The organism is Pseudomonas baetica (assembly GCF_002813455.1).
Taxonomy (GTDB): domain Bacteria; phylum Pseudomonadota; class Gammaproteobacteria; order Pseudomonadales; family Pseudomonadaceae; genus Aquipseudomonas; species Aquipseudomonas baetica.
In genome coordinates, this window is record NZ_PHHE01000001.1 from 2820694 (window position 1) to 2837829 (window position 17136).

Sequence of the window (17136 nt, forward strand, 5' to 3'; positions counted from 1 at the left end):
CAGCCTGCTGGCGAATGGATTCAGGCAGCGCTGGAAATGTCTTTGGGCAACCGCTGATCAATCACTCGATGCAACGCGCTGCTCTCGGGCCAGTTGCGCATGAACCGCGCTCGATCCCGAGCGTAGGCCGGTGCGAAACTTGCGACAGAACCATGCTGACACATCGAATCCAGATCGATCAGCGCCCAGCGATCCTCGTGCCAGAACAGGTTATGACCCTTGAAGTCGCCATGACTGATGCGCTCGGCAATCAATCGTGCGAACAATTGATCCAGCGCCTGCAACTCGGCTTCCGGCGCCGCGCCGCTTTCGACGTACGGAGCAAAGCGCTCGATGATGTCCGGCCCCGGTAGAAACTCAGTGACCAGGTAGGCACGGCTGCGCAGCCACAAAAAGCGCTCTTCCCGCACTGCCAGCGGTTTGGGTGTAGCAATGCCGAGGAACGCCAGACGATTGCCTTCGCGCCACGAATGCCACGCGCGGCTTGGGCGCCAGAAACGCTTGAGCCAGTGGGCGAAGCCTTTGATGTTGTAGCGTTTGATCACCAATTGCCGCCCGGCCACATCCACCTTGCCGACACTGGCCGCACCGCCAGTCTTGTACAGATGCCCCTGATCCAGCAGCGCATCCGCCTGCTCCAGCACCGGCAGCATCGCCGCTTCTTCCTCGCGGCGAATCGCCCGCAGACCAAACGCCCCGCGCTGTACGCTAAACAGCGTGCATTCACGACCAACCTTGATCAGGTAGTCCCTGAGGCGCCAGGCGCGCACCTTGTCGATCTGCTTCTGCAAGGCTTCCAGTGGCAACGCATGTTCGGCGTTGCTCAGCAGGTAATACACCAGCAATTCTTCGGTGAACGGCTCCAGTGACTTGGGTAACTGGGCAAAAAACACCCCGAGGTTCTCCAACACTTTTTGCCGCGACAACGGCTGACCGGCCGTTTCCACACAGATTCCGGCGCCGTCGATCAAGTACAGCTGACCGTCGTGACGCAGCAAGTTATCGAGATGCAGGTCTTCCTGCCACAGGCCTTTGCCGTGCAAATGGCCAATCGCGCCGAGCGCCTCGGCCAGCACCGTCGATTGTTCATCCGCCAGCACTGGCAGCGATTCCACTTGTTGCCAGGCATCACCCAGGCTTTGGGCATCTTCGAGCAATTCGAACAGCAGCCATCCGCCCTCGCCGTCCTGCAACCCATCGGCCAGTAGCAGCGGCGTGGTCAGGCCTTGGGCGGCGAGCAGTTTGACGCCGGCAAGCTCGCGCTGAAAATGTCGCGCGGCCTTGCTACCGACCAGCAATTTAGCCAGTACCGGCCGGCCACGCCAGACGCCGGCGCCGACGTAGCGCTGACCCGGCAACACCCGCAGCAGACTCAGTAATTGCAAGTCTGCGGGGCCCGCCGCATCCGCCAGAGCAACTGTCAGCGGCAGACTCGGTGTACGTCCGGCGTTTTTCAGGTCGGACAACTGCATCAGCGGGTCTCCTTGCGACTGCGCCGTACCGTCAGGCGCGTGACCCAACTGTCGACCAGCGAACTGTCTGTCGATTGATCGAGATACGCCGCCAGCAACTCACGCAGTTGCGCCTCGCTCCATTGCGGCGCACGGCGCAGCAACGGCTCCAGATCCTTGACCCGATCACGCAGGCCAAACAGCAAAGGCCGGGTCTTTTCCAGGTCGATCAACTGCGCCTGATAGCCGTCGCCATCAGCCTGCAGAAAAATGTGTTTGGGGTAGAAGCAGCCGTGCACCTGGCGCACACCGTGCAGGCGGCGCGCCAGGTGCCCGCAGGCTTTGAGAATCGCCGACTGCTGCCCGGCACTCAACTGGGACCAGCGCTGCAACAGCGAGTCGAGATCATCCCAACCATCGAGCGCGCGAGTCAGCAGAATCGCGTGGACCTCGCCCTTGACCTTGCGCTCACCGAAAAACGCCGCTTGCAGCGCTGGAATGCCGAGTTTGTTGTAGCGACTGATATTGCGGAATTCGCGGGCAAAACTCGGTTCGCCGAACGGCGCGTGCAGGGTGCGGGTCAGGTAGTTGCTCTGGCGCTTGAGGTAATAGCCGTGCCCCTCCAGCTCCAGGCGAAACACGCTACTCCAGCCGCCGCCGTCGGTGTTCGGTTCATCCACCGCTTCGAGCTGTTTGGCCCACAACGCGTCGAAGGTGCCGAGGCCGTGGCGTTCGAGCAGCGCACGGTCTACAGCGGCCAGAAAATCAGTCATTCGCGTCCCTCGAAAAATCTCACCACGTGGCGAATGCGTTTTTTGTCGGCAGCATTGAGCCGGTCACGCCCGCGGTATTGCAGGTAGAAGCGCAGACGCTGGGTGTTCGACAGGTGATATTTGGCAACCTTGTCGAGACACGCCAGATCCTTGGTGATCCGGTACTTGAGCCAAAAGCCGCGCCAGAAATCGCCGTTCGGGCAGTCGATCAGAAACAGCTGCGCCTGATCGTCGATCAGCAGGTTGCGCCACTTCAAATCGTTATGAGTGAAGCGATGATCGTGCATGGTCCGCGTATAGCCGGCCAGTTGGCGGCTGATACCGTCGACCCAGGCGCGATCCTTGAGTTTGGGATCATTGCGTTCGGCCAGTGCCGAGAGGTCTTCGGTGCGCGGCAGTTCACGCGTAATCATTGCGCCACGGGCATAGGCCGCTCCGCGTCGCTCCAACCCCCAGGCCACCACCTCGGCAGTGGGAATGCCCCACTTGGCGAAGCGCTTGAGGTTCTGCCACTCCATCTTCACCCGTGGCTTGCCGAGGTAACGGCGCAAGCCTTTACCGGCGCCGACATAGCGCTTGACGTAATAGTTGACGCCGTTGCGCTGCACGCGAATGACCTCGGACAGCGGGTCGCGGGTCAGGCGCTCGCCTTGCAGTGCAAATACCGCTTCCAGGCTGCCGAAGTCTTCGGCCAGATCGCTGTATTGCGGCTCAAGAGTCCAACCCGCCATCAGAGCGCATCCCCGTATCGCTGTTTACGCGCGTAGAGTTTGTTGGCCTTGCCTTCCAGCCAGTTCAGCAGTGGCGCTTCTTCAGCCAGGATCTGGCGCAGCGGTTGCTGGAAATAGCCTTTGAGAAAACGCAGTTTGTCGCGACGGGTCAGGCCGATGTCCAGCGCCGAAAAATACAGGGCCGCCAGATCCTTGTTGCGCCAGCGCCGGGTGATCTTTGCGCGGGTCTGAGCACGGTGCAGGTCGATCACCGAGAGTTTGAAATCACCCGCTGTCACCGGTTTGTCGGTGTGCAGCAGGAAGTGACAGATGTAGCAGTCGCGGTGGTTGACGCCGGCGCGATGCATCATGCCGGTCATCCGCGCCACTTCAGCGATCAACGCACGCTTGAGCTTTGGCTCGGGCGGCTGCTTGATCCAGTCAATGCTGAAGTCTTCGAGGCTGATCGTCGGCGCCAGCTCTTCAGTGACGATGAACGAGTGCTGATCGGCCGGGTTGCTACCCTTCTCGCCATACGCGACGGCAGTCATGGTCGGCACACCGACTTCCTGCAAACGCTGGATAGCCTGCCACTCCTGACCCGCACCGAGCACCGGCAGCTTGGCGGTGAGCAGGTTCTTGAAAATTTCGCCCCAGCCGATGCCACGGTGAATCTTGACGAAGAAACCGTTGCCGTCGACTTCCGTGCGCAATGTCCGGCGGGCTTCCAGCTCGCGGTAAACCTCGCCCTGCAAGCCCTCGACTTCGGCGAACGGGTCGCGTCCGGCCCAGAGGCTCTTGAACGGTTCAGCCAGCATCAACTTCATTTAAGCGTGCTCCGCCAGAATCACATCCGCCGCGTGCTGCGGCATGCTGTAGAGGTCGGCCGTCTCAGCGAAGGCCAGACCGTTGCGGCTCCAGGCCGCGCGTGCAGCGTCGTCGCTCAACATATCGGTCAGGTACTGCGTCAGTTGCGTCTGATCGAACGGCTCGTCCAGCACTCGCCCGGCATCCGCCTCGGCAATGTAATGGGCGTAGCCGCAGACCGCGCTGACCAGCACCGGCAAACCGGCGACCAGCGCTTCAAGCAGCACCGTGCCGGTGTTTTCGTTGTAGGCCGGGTGAATCAACAGATCGGCACCGAGCAGGAACCGCGGGATATCGCTACGACCCTTGAGGAACGTCACGTTGTCACCGAGCCCCAAAGTGGCGCTCTGCATCTGGAACAATTTGGGGTCATCCTGGCCGATTACAAACAGCCGGGTGCGTTTCTTCAGTTCGGCGGGCAACGCTGCCAAGGCTTTGAGGCTGCGATCGACGCCTTTGGTCTTGAACCCGGAGCCGATCTGTACCAGCAGCAGGTCGTCGTCCTTGAGGTTGAATTCGGCGCGGAAGCCGGCGCGAATCTCGTCGGCATCCGCCGGCCGGCGGCGATCCTGGGCAATGCCCGGCGGCAGCAGGTGGAAGCGCTCAAGCGGGGTGTCGTAATGCTTGATGAACAGCGGCTGCTGCACTTCGGAAATCATCAGCACTTCGGTTTTCGCGTCTTTGGCGAACACCGCGCGCTCGTATTCGGCGAAGTGGCGATAGCGGCCCCAGCGGCGGTACAGCGAATTGCGCAGGTTCTGCGCCTTGTCTTCGAAGCAGCCGTCGGCGGCGTAATAGACGTCCAGACCCGGCATCTTGTTGAAGCCGATCAGGCGGTCCACCGGGCGCCTGGCCAGATCCGCTTCCATCCACGCACTGAGTTTTTCGTTGCGACGGTGATTGAAGAATGCCTTGACCGGCGCCACTAACACTTCGAAACCGGGCGGCACGTCGCCTTCCCAGATCAACGTGTAGACGCGGATCTGGTGGCCGCGCTTCTGGCATTCGAGGGCGATGCGCATGAAGTCGCGCTGCAAACCACCAAACGGGAAATATTTGTACAGGACAAAAGCCAATTGCATCAGCGCAGCTCCTCAGCCATTAACAACGTGCTCAGTCGGCTGGCGACACGCTCGGGATTCAGACGCGTGAAGCACAGAGGCTGCTCGCGTTTCAGGTCAAACTGACGGGCATCCTGCGCGGTCGGTTGATAGGTACATTTCTTTTGCAGGCACGGCGCGCACGGGAAATCGCTGCCCAGGTGAATCTGCAGTTTGCCGTAGGCGCCGGTCAGGCCCGGATTGGTCGGACCGAACAACGAAATCGTCGGCACGTCCAGCGCTGCCGCAAGGTGGCCCAGACCGGTGTCCACCGCCACGCAGGCCTGAGCCCCGGCCAGCACCTTGCCGACACCGGCCAGATTCAGTTTCGGCAGCACTTCAGCGTGTTTGAAGCCGGCGGCGATGCGTTCGGCGCGGGCCTTCTCCAGCGGGTTGCCCCACGGCAGTTTCACGCCGACGCCGAGGTAACCAACCCGCTCGGTCAGCTCGCGCCAGTAGGCTTCGGGCCAGTGCTTGGTGTCCCACGTGGTGCCGTGGAGGAACACCACGAAAGCGTTTTTGCGCGGCAATTCGACCAGACGTTCGACGTTGAGGCCGTAGTCGCCCAGGCCTTTTGGCAAGTCGTAACCCAGAGCAATGGCGAACAACTGACGCACGCGTTCAACCGCGTGCTGGCCACGGGCCACGGCCAATTTACGATCGTAGAAACGCGAAGCCATCGGCTCACGGGCCGAGCCTTTATCGAGGCCGGCCACCGGCGCTTTGACGTAACGGGTCAGCCAGGCACTTTTCAGCAAGCCTTGGGCGTCGATCACCAAGTCGTATTTGTTGGCCCGCACGCTTTGTTTAAAGCGCTTCCACTCGCCGCTGGTGATGGTTTTCCAGAGGTTTTTGCGCCAGCGACGGATCGCCACCGGAATCACTTTGTCGACGGCCGGGTGCCAGGTTGGAATCTCGGCGAAGCCTTCTTCCACCACCCAGTCGAACTTGATCCCGGGGATCGCCCGGGCCACGTCGGTCAGCGCCGGCAACGCGTGAATCACGTCGCCCAGCGACGAAGTCTTGATCAGCAGTACCCGCAACTTAATGAACCTCGATCACGGAGCCCTGCAATTTCTGCAAGGCATCGTTGACCGCGTCCGGCATCAGCTGGCGCAGGCAGTTGTAATGGCCGAAACGGCAGGTACGGTCGAAGCAAGGACTGCATTCGAGGCCCAGACGGACGATTTCGACATGCTCGGCCAGTGGCGGGGTGAAGCCCGGCGAAGTCGAACCGTAGACCGCCACCAGCGGCCGGTTCAGCGCGGCGGCGACGTGCATCAGGCCGGAGTCGTTGGACACCACCGAGTCGGCGCAGGACAGCAGGTCGATGGCCTCAGCCAACGAGGTGTCGCCGCTGAGATTCACCGACTCTTCTCGCAGACCGGGAATCAGCCGCGCGCGGATGTCTTCGCCTACCGCGTGATCGTTTTTCGAGCCGAACAGCCACACCTGCCAGCCTTCACGAATGCGCGCCTCGGCGACTTTCGCGTAATGCTCGGACGGCCAACGCTTGGATTCGCCGAACTCGGCGCCGGGGCACAGGGCCAATACCGGGCGGTCGAGGGTCAGACCGAATTTCGCCAGCGCCGCTTCGCGGGTCACCGGGTCGATTTGCAGGCTTGGGCGCGGATAGGGTTTTGGCAACTCGACGTTCGGCTCGTAGGCCAGGGCCATGAAACGCTCGATCATCAGCGGATAGCGTTCTTTGTCGAGGGTGCGCACGTCGTTGAGCAGGCCGTAGCGGAATTCGCCGCGCCAGCCGGTGCGCTTCTTGATGCCAGCGAAAAACGGCACCAGCGCCGATTTCAGCGAGTTGGGCAGCAGGATCGCCTGGTCATACTGGCCAGCAAGGGATTTGCCGATGCGCCGACGGGTCGCCAGTTCCAGCGCGCCGTGGCCGAGCGGAAAGCTCAAGGCCTTGCGCACTTCGGGCATGCGCTCAAGGATCGGCCGGCTCCACTCGGGGGCCAGCACGTCGATTTCGCATTGCGGGTGGCGTTGTTTGAGACACTGAAACAGTGTCTGCGCCATCACCATGTCACCGACCCAACTGGGCCCAACGATCAGAATATTCATGTGGTTTCCAAAAACGAACCGGGGAGGCATTTACGCCTCCCCGCCTCGAGAATCACTGTGGGAATGTGGCGGCTTGCGATGGGTCATTACCTTCAACATTTCTGTCGACTGTCACTCCACTATCGCGAGCAGGCTCGCTCCTACATGGTAAGTTCGTCTTGCCGTAAATCTGCGATCACCGCAGATCCACTTTGGGAGCGAGCCTGCTCGCGAATAGGCCGGCACATCCAGCATCAATGTCGACTGACACTCCGTTTTCGCGAGCAGGCTCGCTCCCACACTTGAATCTCATTGCACTCACTGGCGCACTTCAGCTTAGCCCCAACTCACGCCAGATCCGCAATACCTGCCGACGCTCGTCGGCAAACTGGTCACCCGTTATCACTCCGGCATCCTTCTGCAAGGCCTGCCGGTGGGCGGCGGAGCGGTAGGCCTTATAGGCTTCGCGCAACAGACTGGCATCTTCGGCAGGCATCAGCCCTTCGTGTTCCAGCTCTTCCAGAATGCGGATGTTATCGGTCCAGCGCAGCAATGGCGGGTGGCTGTGCGACCACGCCAGGGCCGCGTATTGCACCATAAATTCAATATCGACGATACCTCCGGCGTCCTGCTTGAGGTCGAACGGCGCCGCGGCCTCGAAGGCATTTGCCGACGTACCGGCTGCAGTGCTCTTGCTACCGAGGTTGTCGCGCATCTTCGCGCGCATCTCGCTGACTTCCTGCTGCAACTTCGGCAGATCCCGTGTTTTACCCAATACTTGCGCGCGAACTTTCTCGAAAGCCTGGCCGACATCCTGGCTGCCGACCAACACCCGCGCCCGCACCAGCGCCTGATGCTCCCAGGTCCACGCTTCATTTTCCTGATAGCGGGCAAAGGCGCCGAGCGAACTCACCAGCAGTCCGGACGCACCGGACGGCCGCAGGCGCATATCCACTTCATAGAGCTGGCCGGAGTTGGTCTGCGCCGTTAGCAAGTGAATGATCCGCTGCCCCAGACGCGTAAAGAACTGCGCCCCATCAATCGGCTTAGGCCCATCGGTTTCCGCCTGCGGATCGCCGTCATGGATAAACACCAGATCCAGATCGGAACCATGCCCCAATTCAATGCCGCCGACTTTGCCGTACCCGACAATGATGAAGCCGGGATCGCACAGCGTGCCGTCAGTGCGCAGCGGCGTGCCGTATTTGGCCACGGTCTGGCGCCAGGCCAGAGCCAGCACTTGTTCAAGGATCGCCTCGGCCAGCCAGGTCAGATAGTCGCTGACTTTCATCAGCGGCAGGCTGCCGGCGATTTCAGAGGCGGCGACGCGCAAGCGGTGCGCCAGTTTGAAATGGCGCAAGGCTTCCATCTGTTGTTCGAGGTCGTCTTCAGGAATGCGCGTCAGACGCTCGCGCAACTCGGCGGCAAGTTCTGGCGCCAATGGCGGCTTGAACAGCCGGCCCTCGTTGAGCAACTCATCGAGCAGCAGCGGGAAACGGGTGATCTGCTCGGCAATCCACGGGCTCGCCGCGCACAACGTCAGCAACCGCCGCAAGGCGCCAGGGTTTTCCGTGAGCAAGACTAAATAAGCCGAACGTCGGGCGACCGCCTCAACCAGCGGCAGCACGCGTTCGAGGACCAGATCCGGATTGTCATGCTCCACAGCCTGCGCAATCAGGCGCGGAATAAAGGCATCAAGGCGCTCGCGGCCCAGACGCTGCATCGCCCGCAGTTGCGGACTGCCGCGCAAACCGGCCAATGCTTTCAAAGCCTTGGTCGCGTCGGCAAAACCGCCTTCTTCCAACTGGCGGCATGCGGCCTCTTCGTCCTGCGCCTCTTCCCACAACGGCAACCATTCGCCGCCTACCACCACTTCGCTTTCAGTGCCCTCGTCCTCATCGGGATCGGCGATCACTTGCGCGAAGTGCCAGGCCACGCGACCGCGCCAGAACATCAGTTTTTCGTGGAAGGCCTCCCAATCGGCGAAACCGAGCATGAAGGCAATGCGCGCCTGATCCTGCGCGCCGTCCGGCAGCATCTGGGTCTGGCGGTCGGCAATCGCCTGAATCGCGTGTTCGGTGTAACGCAGGAATTCGTAGCCTTCGCGCAACTCGCTGATCACCGCCGGCGGCAGATAGCCCTGCCCTTCCAGTGTGCTCAGCACCTTTAATAGAGGACGCTGTTGCAGACTCAGGTCGCGCCCGCCGTGGATCAACTGAAAGGCCTGGGCGATGAACTCGACTTCGCGGATACCGCCCGAACCCAGCTTGATGTTGTCAGCCATGCCCTTGCGCCGGACTTCCTGCTGGATCAGCTGCTTCATGGTGCGCAGCGCTTCGATCGCCGAGAAGTCCAGATAGCGCCGGTAAACGAACGGCCGCAGCATGTCGAGCAACTGCGCGCCGGCCACCTGATCCCCAGCCACCACCCGCGCCTTGATCATCGCGTAGCGTTCCCAGTCGCGGCCCTGATCCTGGTAATACTGCTCCAGCGCATTGAAGCTCAGCACCAGCGCGCCGGACGAACCGTACGGGCGCAGGCGCATGTCGACGCGGAACACAAAGCCGTCGACAGTCATCGGATCAAGCGCTTTGATCAGGCGCTGGCCGAGGCGGATGAAGAACTCCTGATTATCCAGCGCACGCTTCACGCCGACGGTTTCGCCGCCCTCGGGGTAGGCGAAGATCAGGTCGATGTCCGAAGACAGGTTCAGCTCGACCGCGCCGAGCTTGCCCATGCCGAGGACGACCATCTGCTGTGGCAAACCGCTGCGCCGCCCGGTCGGCGTGCCGAACTGCTGGCAATGGCGGCTGTACAACCATTGATAAGCCTGGTCGATACTGGCGTCGGCCATGTCCGAAAGATCGCGGCAGGTCTGCACCAGATCGGCCTGGCGGGTCAGGTCTCGCCAGATGATCCGCACCTGATGACGAGCGCGCTGGCGGCGCAGTACGCGACCGAGCTCATCCTCGGTCTGCGCGGCATTCGCGGCGGCGGCGATCTGTGCGCACAGTTCACCTGGCGCGAAGGCGCGGTCGAGCTCACCGGACTGCACCAGCGACAGCAACATCAAAGGGTCACGAACGCTCTGTTCAATGACAAACTCGCTGGCGGCGCTGACGCGGGCAAATTGCGCCCAGCGCTCCGGCGTCCAGTTAGAAAAGTCATAATCTTCTTCAAGCGAGGCGACGGCCGTACGGAACGACTGCTCCGATCGGCTGACCAACGGCAGGAGAATGGCAGGCAGTTCGGCAAGCACGGGCAGGGTCATGGTCTATCCTTGATCGGCGTGTAAATGGCCGCTTGTAGTGAATGGTGAAAACCCGCTACGCGAAGGACTGTCGAACAAAAGTTAGAAATAGCTGAAATTTCTTCTTCTTTGGCATTCAGCATCAAACTTTCACCTTTTTCGGATGGTAATCGACCAACCTTAACGATTATTCTCACAACGCAGTCGGAGGCCACAAGCCTTTCATCTGTAGTTTTACTACTCGTCTATACATTCGAAAGGCTGAAATGCCGGAAGATTTGTAGTAAAACTACACGCCGCCGGAACAACCTGTCGGCAATCCAAGAATTTTAAATCGTCTGCCCACAAGGCCAGTCGCAAACTCAGGCAACCGATTCTGGAAGCCTTTCCGCCCTGGAGCAAGCCATGCAAGACCTCGATCCCGTCGAAACCCAGGAATGGCTGGACGCCCTGGAATCGGTTCTCGACAAAGAAGGCGAAGACCGTGCTCACTATCTGATGACCCGTATGGGCGAACTCGCGACCCGCAGCGGCTCGCAGCTCCCTTACGCCATCACCACGCCTTACCGCAACACGATCCCCGTTACCCACGAAGCACGCATGCCTGGCGACCTGTTCATGGAACGCCGCATTCGCTCGCTGGTACGCTGGAACGCGATGGCCATGGTAATGCGTACGAACCTGAAAGATTCTGACCTGGGTGGTCACATCTCCAGCTTCGCTTCCAGTGCGACCCTGTATGACATCGGCTTCAACTACTTCTTCCAGGCCCCGACCGACGAACACGGCGGCGACCTGATCTACTTCCAGGGCCACACCTCGCCAGGCGTTTACGCCCGCGCGTTCATGGAAGGCCGCATCACCGAAGACCAGATGAACAACTTCCGCCAGGAAGTCGACGGTCAGGGCCTGTCGTCCTATCCGCACCCTTGGCTGATGCCTGACTTCTGGCAGTTCCCGACCGTATCGATGGGCCTGGGTCCGATCCAGGCGATCTACCAGGCTCGCTTCATGAAGTACCTGGAACACCGCGGTTTCATCCAGCCAGGCAAACAGAAAGTCTGGTGCTTCCTGGGCGACGGCGAGTGCGACGAGCCGGAATCCCTGGGCGCCATCTCCCTGGCCGGCCGCGAGAAGCTGGACAACCTGATCTTCGTCATCAACTGCAACCTGCAGCGCCTCGACGGCCCGGTTCGCGGCAACGGCAAGATCATCCAGGAACTCGAAGGCGTGTTCCGCGGTGCTCAGTGGAACGTGACCAAAGTCATCTGGGGCCGTTTCTGGGACCCACTGCTGGCCAAAGACGTCGACGGCATCCTGCAACGTCGCATGGACGAAGTCATCGACGGCGAGTACCAGAACTACAAAGCCAAAGACGGCGCGTTCGTTCGCGAACACTTCTTCAACACGCCTGAACTCAAGGCAATGGTTGCAGACCTGTCCGACGACGAGATCTGGAAACTCAACCGTGGCGGCCACGACCCGTACAAGGTCTACGCGGCGTACCACGAAGCGGTCAACCACAAAGAACAACCTACCGTCATCCTGGCCAAGACCATCAAGGGTTATGGCACCGGTGCCGGCGAAGCGAAAAACACCGCGCACAACACCAAGAAGGTTGATGTTGAAAGCCTGAAGCTGTTCCGCGATCGTTTCGACATTCCGGTAAAAGACGAAGAGCTGGAGAACCTGCCGTTCTTCAAGCCAGAGCCAAACAGCGCCGAAGCCCGCTACCTGAGCGAGCGCCGCACTGCACTGGGCGGCTTCGTACCACAGCGCCGCGCGCAGAGCTTCAGCGTACCGACGCCGGATCTGGACACCCTTAAAGCCATCCTCGATGGTTCGGGCGACCGTGAAATTTCCACCACCATGGCGTTCGTGCGGATCCTCGCGCAACTGGTCAAGGACAAGGAAATCGGCCCGCGCATCGTTCCGATCATCCCGGACGAAGCCCGTACCTTCGGTATGGAAGGCATGTTCCGTCAGTTGGGTATCTACTCGTCCGTCGGCCAACTCTACGAGCCAGTCGATAAAGACCAGGTGATGTTCTACAAGGAAGACCAGAAAGGTCAGATCCTTGAAGAAGGCATCAACGAAGCAGGCGCCATGAGCTCGTTCATCGCCGCCGGTACTTCGTACTCCAGCCACAACCAGCCGATGCTGCCGTTCTACATCTTCTACTCGATGTTCGGCTTCCAGCGTATTGGCGACCTGGCCTGGGCCGCTGGCGACAGCCGTACCCGTGGCTTCCTGATCGGCGGCACCGCCGGCCGGACCACCCTGAACGGTGAAGGCCTGCAGCACGAAGACGGTCACAGCCACCTGCTGGCCGCGACCATCCCGAACTGCCGCACCTACGATCCAACCTACGGCTACGAGCTGGCGGTGATCATTCAGGACGGCATGAAGAAGATGACCGAAGAGCAACAGGACATCTTCTACTACATCACCGTGATGAACGAATCGTACCAGCAGCCAGCCATGCCGGCCGGTGCCGAAGAAGGCATCAAGAAAGGCATGTACCTGCTCGAAGAAGACACCCGCGAAGCGGCACACCACGTACAGCTGATGGGCTCCGGCACCATCCTGCGTGAAGTGCGTGAAGCGGCGAAGATCCTGCGTGAAGAGTTCAACGTCGGCGCCGACGTGTGGAGCGTCACCAGCTTCAACGAACTGCGTCGCGACGGCCTGGCCGTAGAGCGCAGCAACCGTCTGAAGCCTGGCCAGAAGCCTAAGCAGAGCTACGTCGAAGAATGCCTGAGCGGTCGTAAAGGTCCGGTCATCGCATCCACCGACTACATGAAGCTGTTCGCCGAGCAGATCCGTCAGTGGGTACCGTCCAAGGAATTCAAAGTCCTGGGCACCGACGGTTTCGGCCGCAGCGACAGCCGCAAGAAACTGCGTCATTTCTTCGAAGTCGACCGTCATTTCGTGGTGTTGGCAGCCCTGGAAGCACTGGCTGACCGTGGTGATATCGAACCTAAGGTCGTGGCTGAAGCCATCACCAAGTTCGGCATCGACCCGGAAAAACGCAACCCACTGGACTGCTGAGGAGAAACTCTGTGAGCGAACTCATTCGCGTACCTGACATCGGCAGCGGTGAAGGTGAAGTAATTGAACTGTTTGTGAAGGTCGGCGACCGTATCGAAGCCGACCAGAGCATCCTGACCCTGGAATCGGACAAGGCCAGCATGGAAGTGCCAGCCCCGAAAGCCGGCGTCATCAAAAGCCTGAAAGTGAAGCTGGGCGACCGCCTGAAAGAAGGCGACGAACTGCTTGAGCTGGAAGTCGAGGGCGCCGCTGAAGCGGCCCCTGCTCCTGCCGCTGCGCCTGCTGCAAAAGCTGAAGCCAAACCGGCTGCTGCTCCTGCTGCCGCCGCACCAGCCGCTGCACCTGCTGCCGCTTCGGTTCAGCAAGTGCACGTGCCGGACATCGGCTCGTCGGGCAAGGCCCAGATCATCGAGATCCAGGTCAAGGTCGGCGACACCGTCGAGGCTGATCAATCGCTGATCACCCTGGAATCCGACAAGGCGAGCATGGAAATCCCGTCGCCTGCCGCGGGCGTGGTCAAGGCCATCAGCGTCAAGCTCAACGACGAAGTCGGCACCGGCGACCTGATTCTGGATCTGGAAGTGGCGGGCGCTGCGGCCCCGGCTGCGGCCGCTCCGGCTCAGGCTGCTGCTCCAGCCGCTGCCGCTGCACCGGCTCCTGCGGCAGCCCCGGCTGCACCGGTAGCCGACAGCGTTCAGGACATCCACGTGCCGGACATCGGTTCGGCCGGCAAGGCCAAGATCATCGAAGTGTTGGTCAAGGCTGGCGACACCGTCGAGGCTGACCAATCGCTGATCACTCTGGAATCCGACAAGGCCAGCATGGAAATTCCATCGCCTGCCGCTGGCGTGGTGGAAAGCGTTTCCATCAAGCTGGACGACGAAGTCGGCACCGGCGACCTGATCCTCAAGCTCAAAGTCAAAGGCGCGGCCCCTGCGGCTGCCCCGGCTCCAGCGGCCGCTGCGCCAAGTGCTCCAGCACCAGCCGCTGCTGCTCCGGCTGCCGCTGCACCTGCTGCCACTCCAGCCGCCGCACCGGCCAAGCCAGGCGCGAAAGTTCACGCCGGCCCTGCCGTGCGTCAACTGGCCCGTGAGTTCGGCGTCGAGCTGAACGCTGTTGGCGCCAGCGGTCCACACGGTCGCATTCTGAAAGAAGACGTGCAGGTTTACGTCAAAGCGATGATGCAGAAGGCCAAGGAAGCACCGGCCGCGGCTGCTGGCGCAACCGGTGGCGCGGGCATCCCGCCGATTCCGGTCGTCGACTTCAGCCGTTTCGGCGATATCGAAGAAGTGCCGATGACTCGCCTGATGCAGATCGGCGCGTCGAGCCTGCACCGCAGCTGGCTGAACATCCCGCACGTGACTCAGTTCGATTCGGCTGATATCACCGAGCTGGAAGCGTTCCGCGTGGCGCAGAAAGCCGTTGCAGAGAAGGCTGGCGTCAAGCTGACCATCCTGCCACTGCTGCTCAAATCCTGCGCACACATGCTCAAGGAGCTGCCGGACTTCAACAGTTCGCTGGCGCCAAGCGGCAAAGCGATCATTCGCAAGAAATACGTCAACATCGGCTTCGCCGTCGACACCCCGGATGGCCTGCTGGTACCGGTCATCAAGAACGTCGACCAGAAGAGCCTGTTGCAGCTTGCTGCTGAAGCTGCTGCGCTGGCTGCCAAAGCCCGCGACAAGAAGCTCACCGCTGACGACATGCAAGGCGCCTGCTTCACCATTTCCAGCCTCGGCCACATTGGCGGTACCGGCTTCACGCCGATCGTCAACGCGCCGGAAGTGGCGATCCTCGGTGTTTCCAAGGCCACCATCCAGCCAGTCTGGGACGGCAAAGCCTTCCAGCCGAAACTGATGCTGCCACTGTCGCTGTCCTACGATCACCGCGTGATCAACGGCGCCGCTGCCGCACGCTTCACCCAGCGTCTGGGCAGCCTGCTGGCGGACATCCGCACCATCCTGCTGTAATCCCAAGCGGCCCTCTGATAACGGAGGGCCGCTTGTGTTTCACGTTTTCGAGCGCCACACGCTCGTACCTCAACCCCGTCAATTGACGGGGTTTTTTTTTGCCTGAAAAAACCAGGCTTTGTTTTTTCCTACAGATTGCGCTGACATCAGCCACAACCCGAGTCGGCTTCACGCCGATCTTTTTTATTCCCGGTGCAACTAACCTTGGCGCGGAATAGTTACCCCCATTGCAACTTATAATCAACACATACCCTTTTAGTAATCATTCGAATGGATTCGACATGTTAAAACCCGTTATCGGCCCAATCATCGGCCACACCACAACTAACCACGCACGGATATTTATTCGTGGCGACAGACGAAACAACGCAAATGTATTTGCTGCAATTCGTTATCGCATCGCTGAAACACAACAATGGTCACCCCCCATTTTTGTCCAATTGAATGAACTTCGAGACATGTCGGAAGTTTTCGCGCTCAACAACTTGAGCGGCGATACCGAATATGAATATCAGGCGGGCTGGTTCAGCCCGATGAATCCGGTGCACACCCTGGACAGTGTGGCGGAGTTACCGCTGCAGTGGCCGAGGGAGATCTACCGGTTTCGCACCCGCTCCAGCAAAGCCTTGCAGGCAAGGGCTTACATCGTCGGTTCTTGCCGCTACTTGCGCATGACCGCCGGCATTGCATCGCTGCCGCTACTGGGTGACCGGATCTTTGCTTCAATCAATCAATTGATTGAAGGTGCACAACCGCCGATCAGCGCAACGTTAATGACCGGCGATCAAATCTATGTCGATGATATGAACTTGATCGCGCCGGATCGTGAATACCACGACATACTTGCAAAATACCGTGCAGCCTTCTCCCAACCGAATATTAAACGGCTGATGTCTGGCATATCGACTTACATGATTCTCGACGATCATGAAATCGAAGATAACTGGCCCGCCAATGCCGGCAAGTCCGATGGCGATTTATATCGCAATGCCATGGCCGCCTATGAGTTGTATCAAGCCAGTCACAGCCCGGTACATCCACTCACCACTGACGGGGTGATCAATCGCTCGATCCTTGAGCATTACTGGTATCAATTCAGCGACGGTGATATCGAATGGTTCGTGACCGACAGCCGCACGCGTCGCAACTTGTCGGCCGATGATCGACGCATCCTTGATGAGGCTCAGGAACAGGCATTACTCAAATGGCTGATCAACAGCCCGGCACGGATCAAGTTCGTGGTCACCAGCGTGATGTTCTACCCCGATCGCAAACTGCATGGCGATGACGCCTGGAAAGCCTTCCCGGAACAGCGCCTGCGCCTGTTGGAAACCATCCGCACGCGGCAGATCAAGAATGTCGTGTTCATCTCTGGCGACGTACATGGCTCGCTGACCGCGCGCCTGACCCACAGCGAAGACCCGGACTTCGAAGTCCACACCATCGTTTCCTCGCCGCTGTGCAACAGCAAACTCTTGCCGTACGCCAAGGCGTCCACGTTCATTCTCGATCAACCGCTGACGCGCACAGCAGCGGGCGATTATCGGCATGAGCTGACCAGCCAAGTGGTGAGTGAGGACAACTTTGCTCATGTGGTGGTTGAGGCTGATCAGATTCTGGTCAATTACCACGATCGGGATGGCAAACAGCTGCAATCGATCGTCATAAAACTGCGTTGATCCCTGAAAAATCGCAGCCTTCGGCAGCGCCTGCATGGGATCGCGGTGCCTGTAGGAGCTGTCGCAGACTGCGATCTTTTGCTGTTTTCCAAGAGGCGCTGGAGAAATGCCCGACGCAGCCGACACATTCTTATAGCACTTGGCCTTCATCACTCTTGTCAGTCAGTGCCGCAATGATGCAACCTTGCCGTAGGCAACAGTAAAAAGGGCGAGAGCCCGGCGCGTTC

Annotated in this window: 11 protein-coding genes; 3 read left to right on the forward strand and 8 right to left on the reverse strand. The window is 60.2% G+C overall.

The genetic code is table 11. The annotated features are described in order from the left end of the window. Window positions 1-20 precede the first annotated feature (20 nt). From ATI02_RS12795 to glnE, 8 genes are all read right to left on the reverse strand, one after another. Window positions 21-1472 carry a lipopolysaccharide kinase InaA family protein gene (locus ATI02_RS12795; RefSeq protein WP_100846451.1) on the reverse strand — a complete coding sequence of 484 codons (1452 nt, stop codon included), beginning with the start codon at window positions 1470-1472 and terminating at the stop codon, window positions 21-23. Beyond that, the gene (locus ATI02_RS12800) at window positions 1472-2224 is read right to left on the reverse strand and encodes a lipopolysaccharide kinase InaA family protein (RefSeq protein WP_100846452.1); all 753 of its coding nucleotides are present in this window, start codon (window positions 2222-2224) and stop codon (window positions 1472-1474) included. Before ATI02_RS12800 ends, ATI02_RS12795 begins: the two co-directional genes overlap by 1 nt. After that, entirely contained in the window at window positions 2221-2955 is a 735-nt protein-coding gene (locus ATI02_RS12805; RefSeq protein WP_100846453.1) for a lipopolysaccharide kinase InaA family protein, read from the reverse strand. The genes ATI02_RS12800 and ATI02_RS12805 overlap by 4 nt, the downstream gene beginning before the upstream one ends. Continuing rightward, on the reverse strand, window positions 2955-3761 hold the full coding sequence (gene rfaP, locus ATI02_RS12810; RefSeq protein WP_100846454.1) for a lipopolysaccharide core heptose(I) kinase RfaP: 807 nt from the start codon (window positions 3759-3761) through the stop codon (window positions 2955-2957). Before rfaP ends, ATI02_RS12805 begins: the two co-directional genes overlap by 1 nt. After that, the gene (locus ATI02_RS12815; RefSeq protein WP_100846455.1) at window positions 3762-4883 is read right to left on the reverse strand and encodes a glycosyltransferase family 4 protein; all 1122 of its coding nucleotides are present in this window, start codon (window positions 4881-4883) and stop codon (window positions 3762-3764) included. It abuts the gene before it with no gap. After that, window positions 4883-5944 (reverse strand): lipopolysaccharide heptosyltransferase I, encoded by a 1062-nt coding sequence (gene waaC, locus ATI02_RS12820; RefSeq protein WP_100846456.1) that lies wholly within the window; start codon window positions 5942-5944, stop codon window positions 4883-4885. The genes ATI02_RS12815 and waaC overlap by 1 nt, the downstream gene beginning before the upstream one ends. Before the next feature lies 1 nt (window position 5945). Continuing rightward, entirely contained in the window at window positions 5946-6980 is a 1035-nt protein-coding gene (gene waaF, locus ATI02_RS12825) for a lipopolysaccharide heptosyltransferase II (protein WP_100846457.1), read from the reverse strand. A 310-nt stretch (window positions 6981-7290) separates the two neighbouring features. Beyond that, the gene (gene glnE / locus ATI02_RS12830) at window positions 7291-10230 is read right to left on the reverse strand and encodes a bifunctional [glutamate--ammonia ligase]-adenylyl-L-tyrosine phosphorylase/[glutamate--ammonia-ligase] adenylyltransferase (protein WP_100846458.1); all 2940 of its coding nucleotides are present in this window, start codon (window positions 10228-10230) and stop codon (window positions 7291-7293) included. A gap of 384 nt (window positions 10231-10614) precedes the next feature. On the opposite strand from glnE, the gene aceE reads away from it, so the two are divergent. The 3 genes from aceE (at window position 10615) to ATI02_RS12845 (ending at window position 16909) form a co-directional block, all read left to right on the forward strand. Next, window positions 10615-13260 carry a pyruvate dehydrogenase (acetyl-transferring), homodimeric type gene (gene aceE, locus ATI02_RS12835; protein WP_095187383.1) on the forward strand — a complete coding sequence of 882 codons (2646 nt, stop codon included), beginning with the start codon at window positions 10615-10617 and terminating at the stop codon, window positions 13258-13260. Between the two features lie 11 nt (window positions 13261-13271). After that, a complete protein-coding gene (gene aceF / locus ATI02_RS12840; RefSeq protein WP_100846459.1) occupies window positions 13272-15230 on the forward strand; it encodes a dihydrolipoyllysine-residue acetyltransferase in 1959 nt (652 codons plus the stop codon). 281 nt (window positions 15231-15511) lie between these two features. Beyond that, window positions 15512-16909, forward strand: coding sequence for an alkaline phosphatase D family protein (locus tag ATI02_RS12845; RefSeq protein WP_095187385.1), 1398 nt, complete (start codon window positions 15512-15514; stop codon window positions 16907-16909). The last annotated feature ends 227 nt before the right edge of the window (window positions 16910-17136 follow it).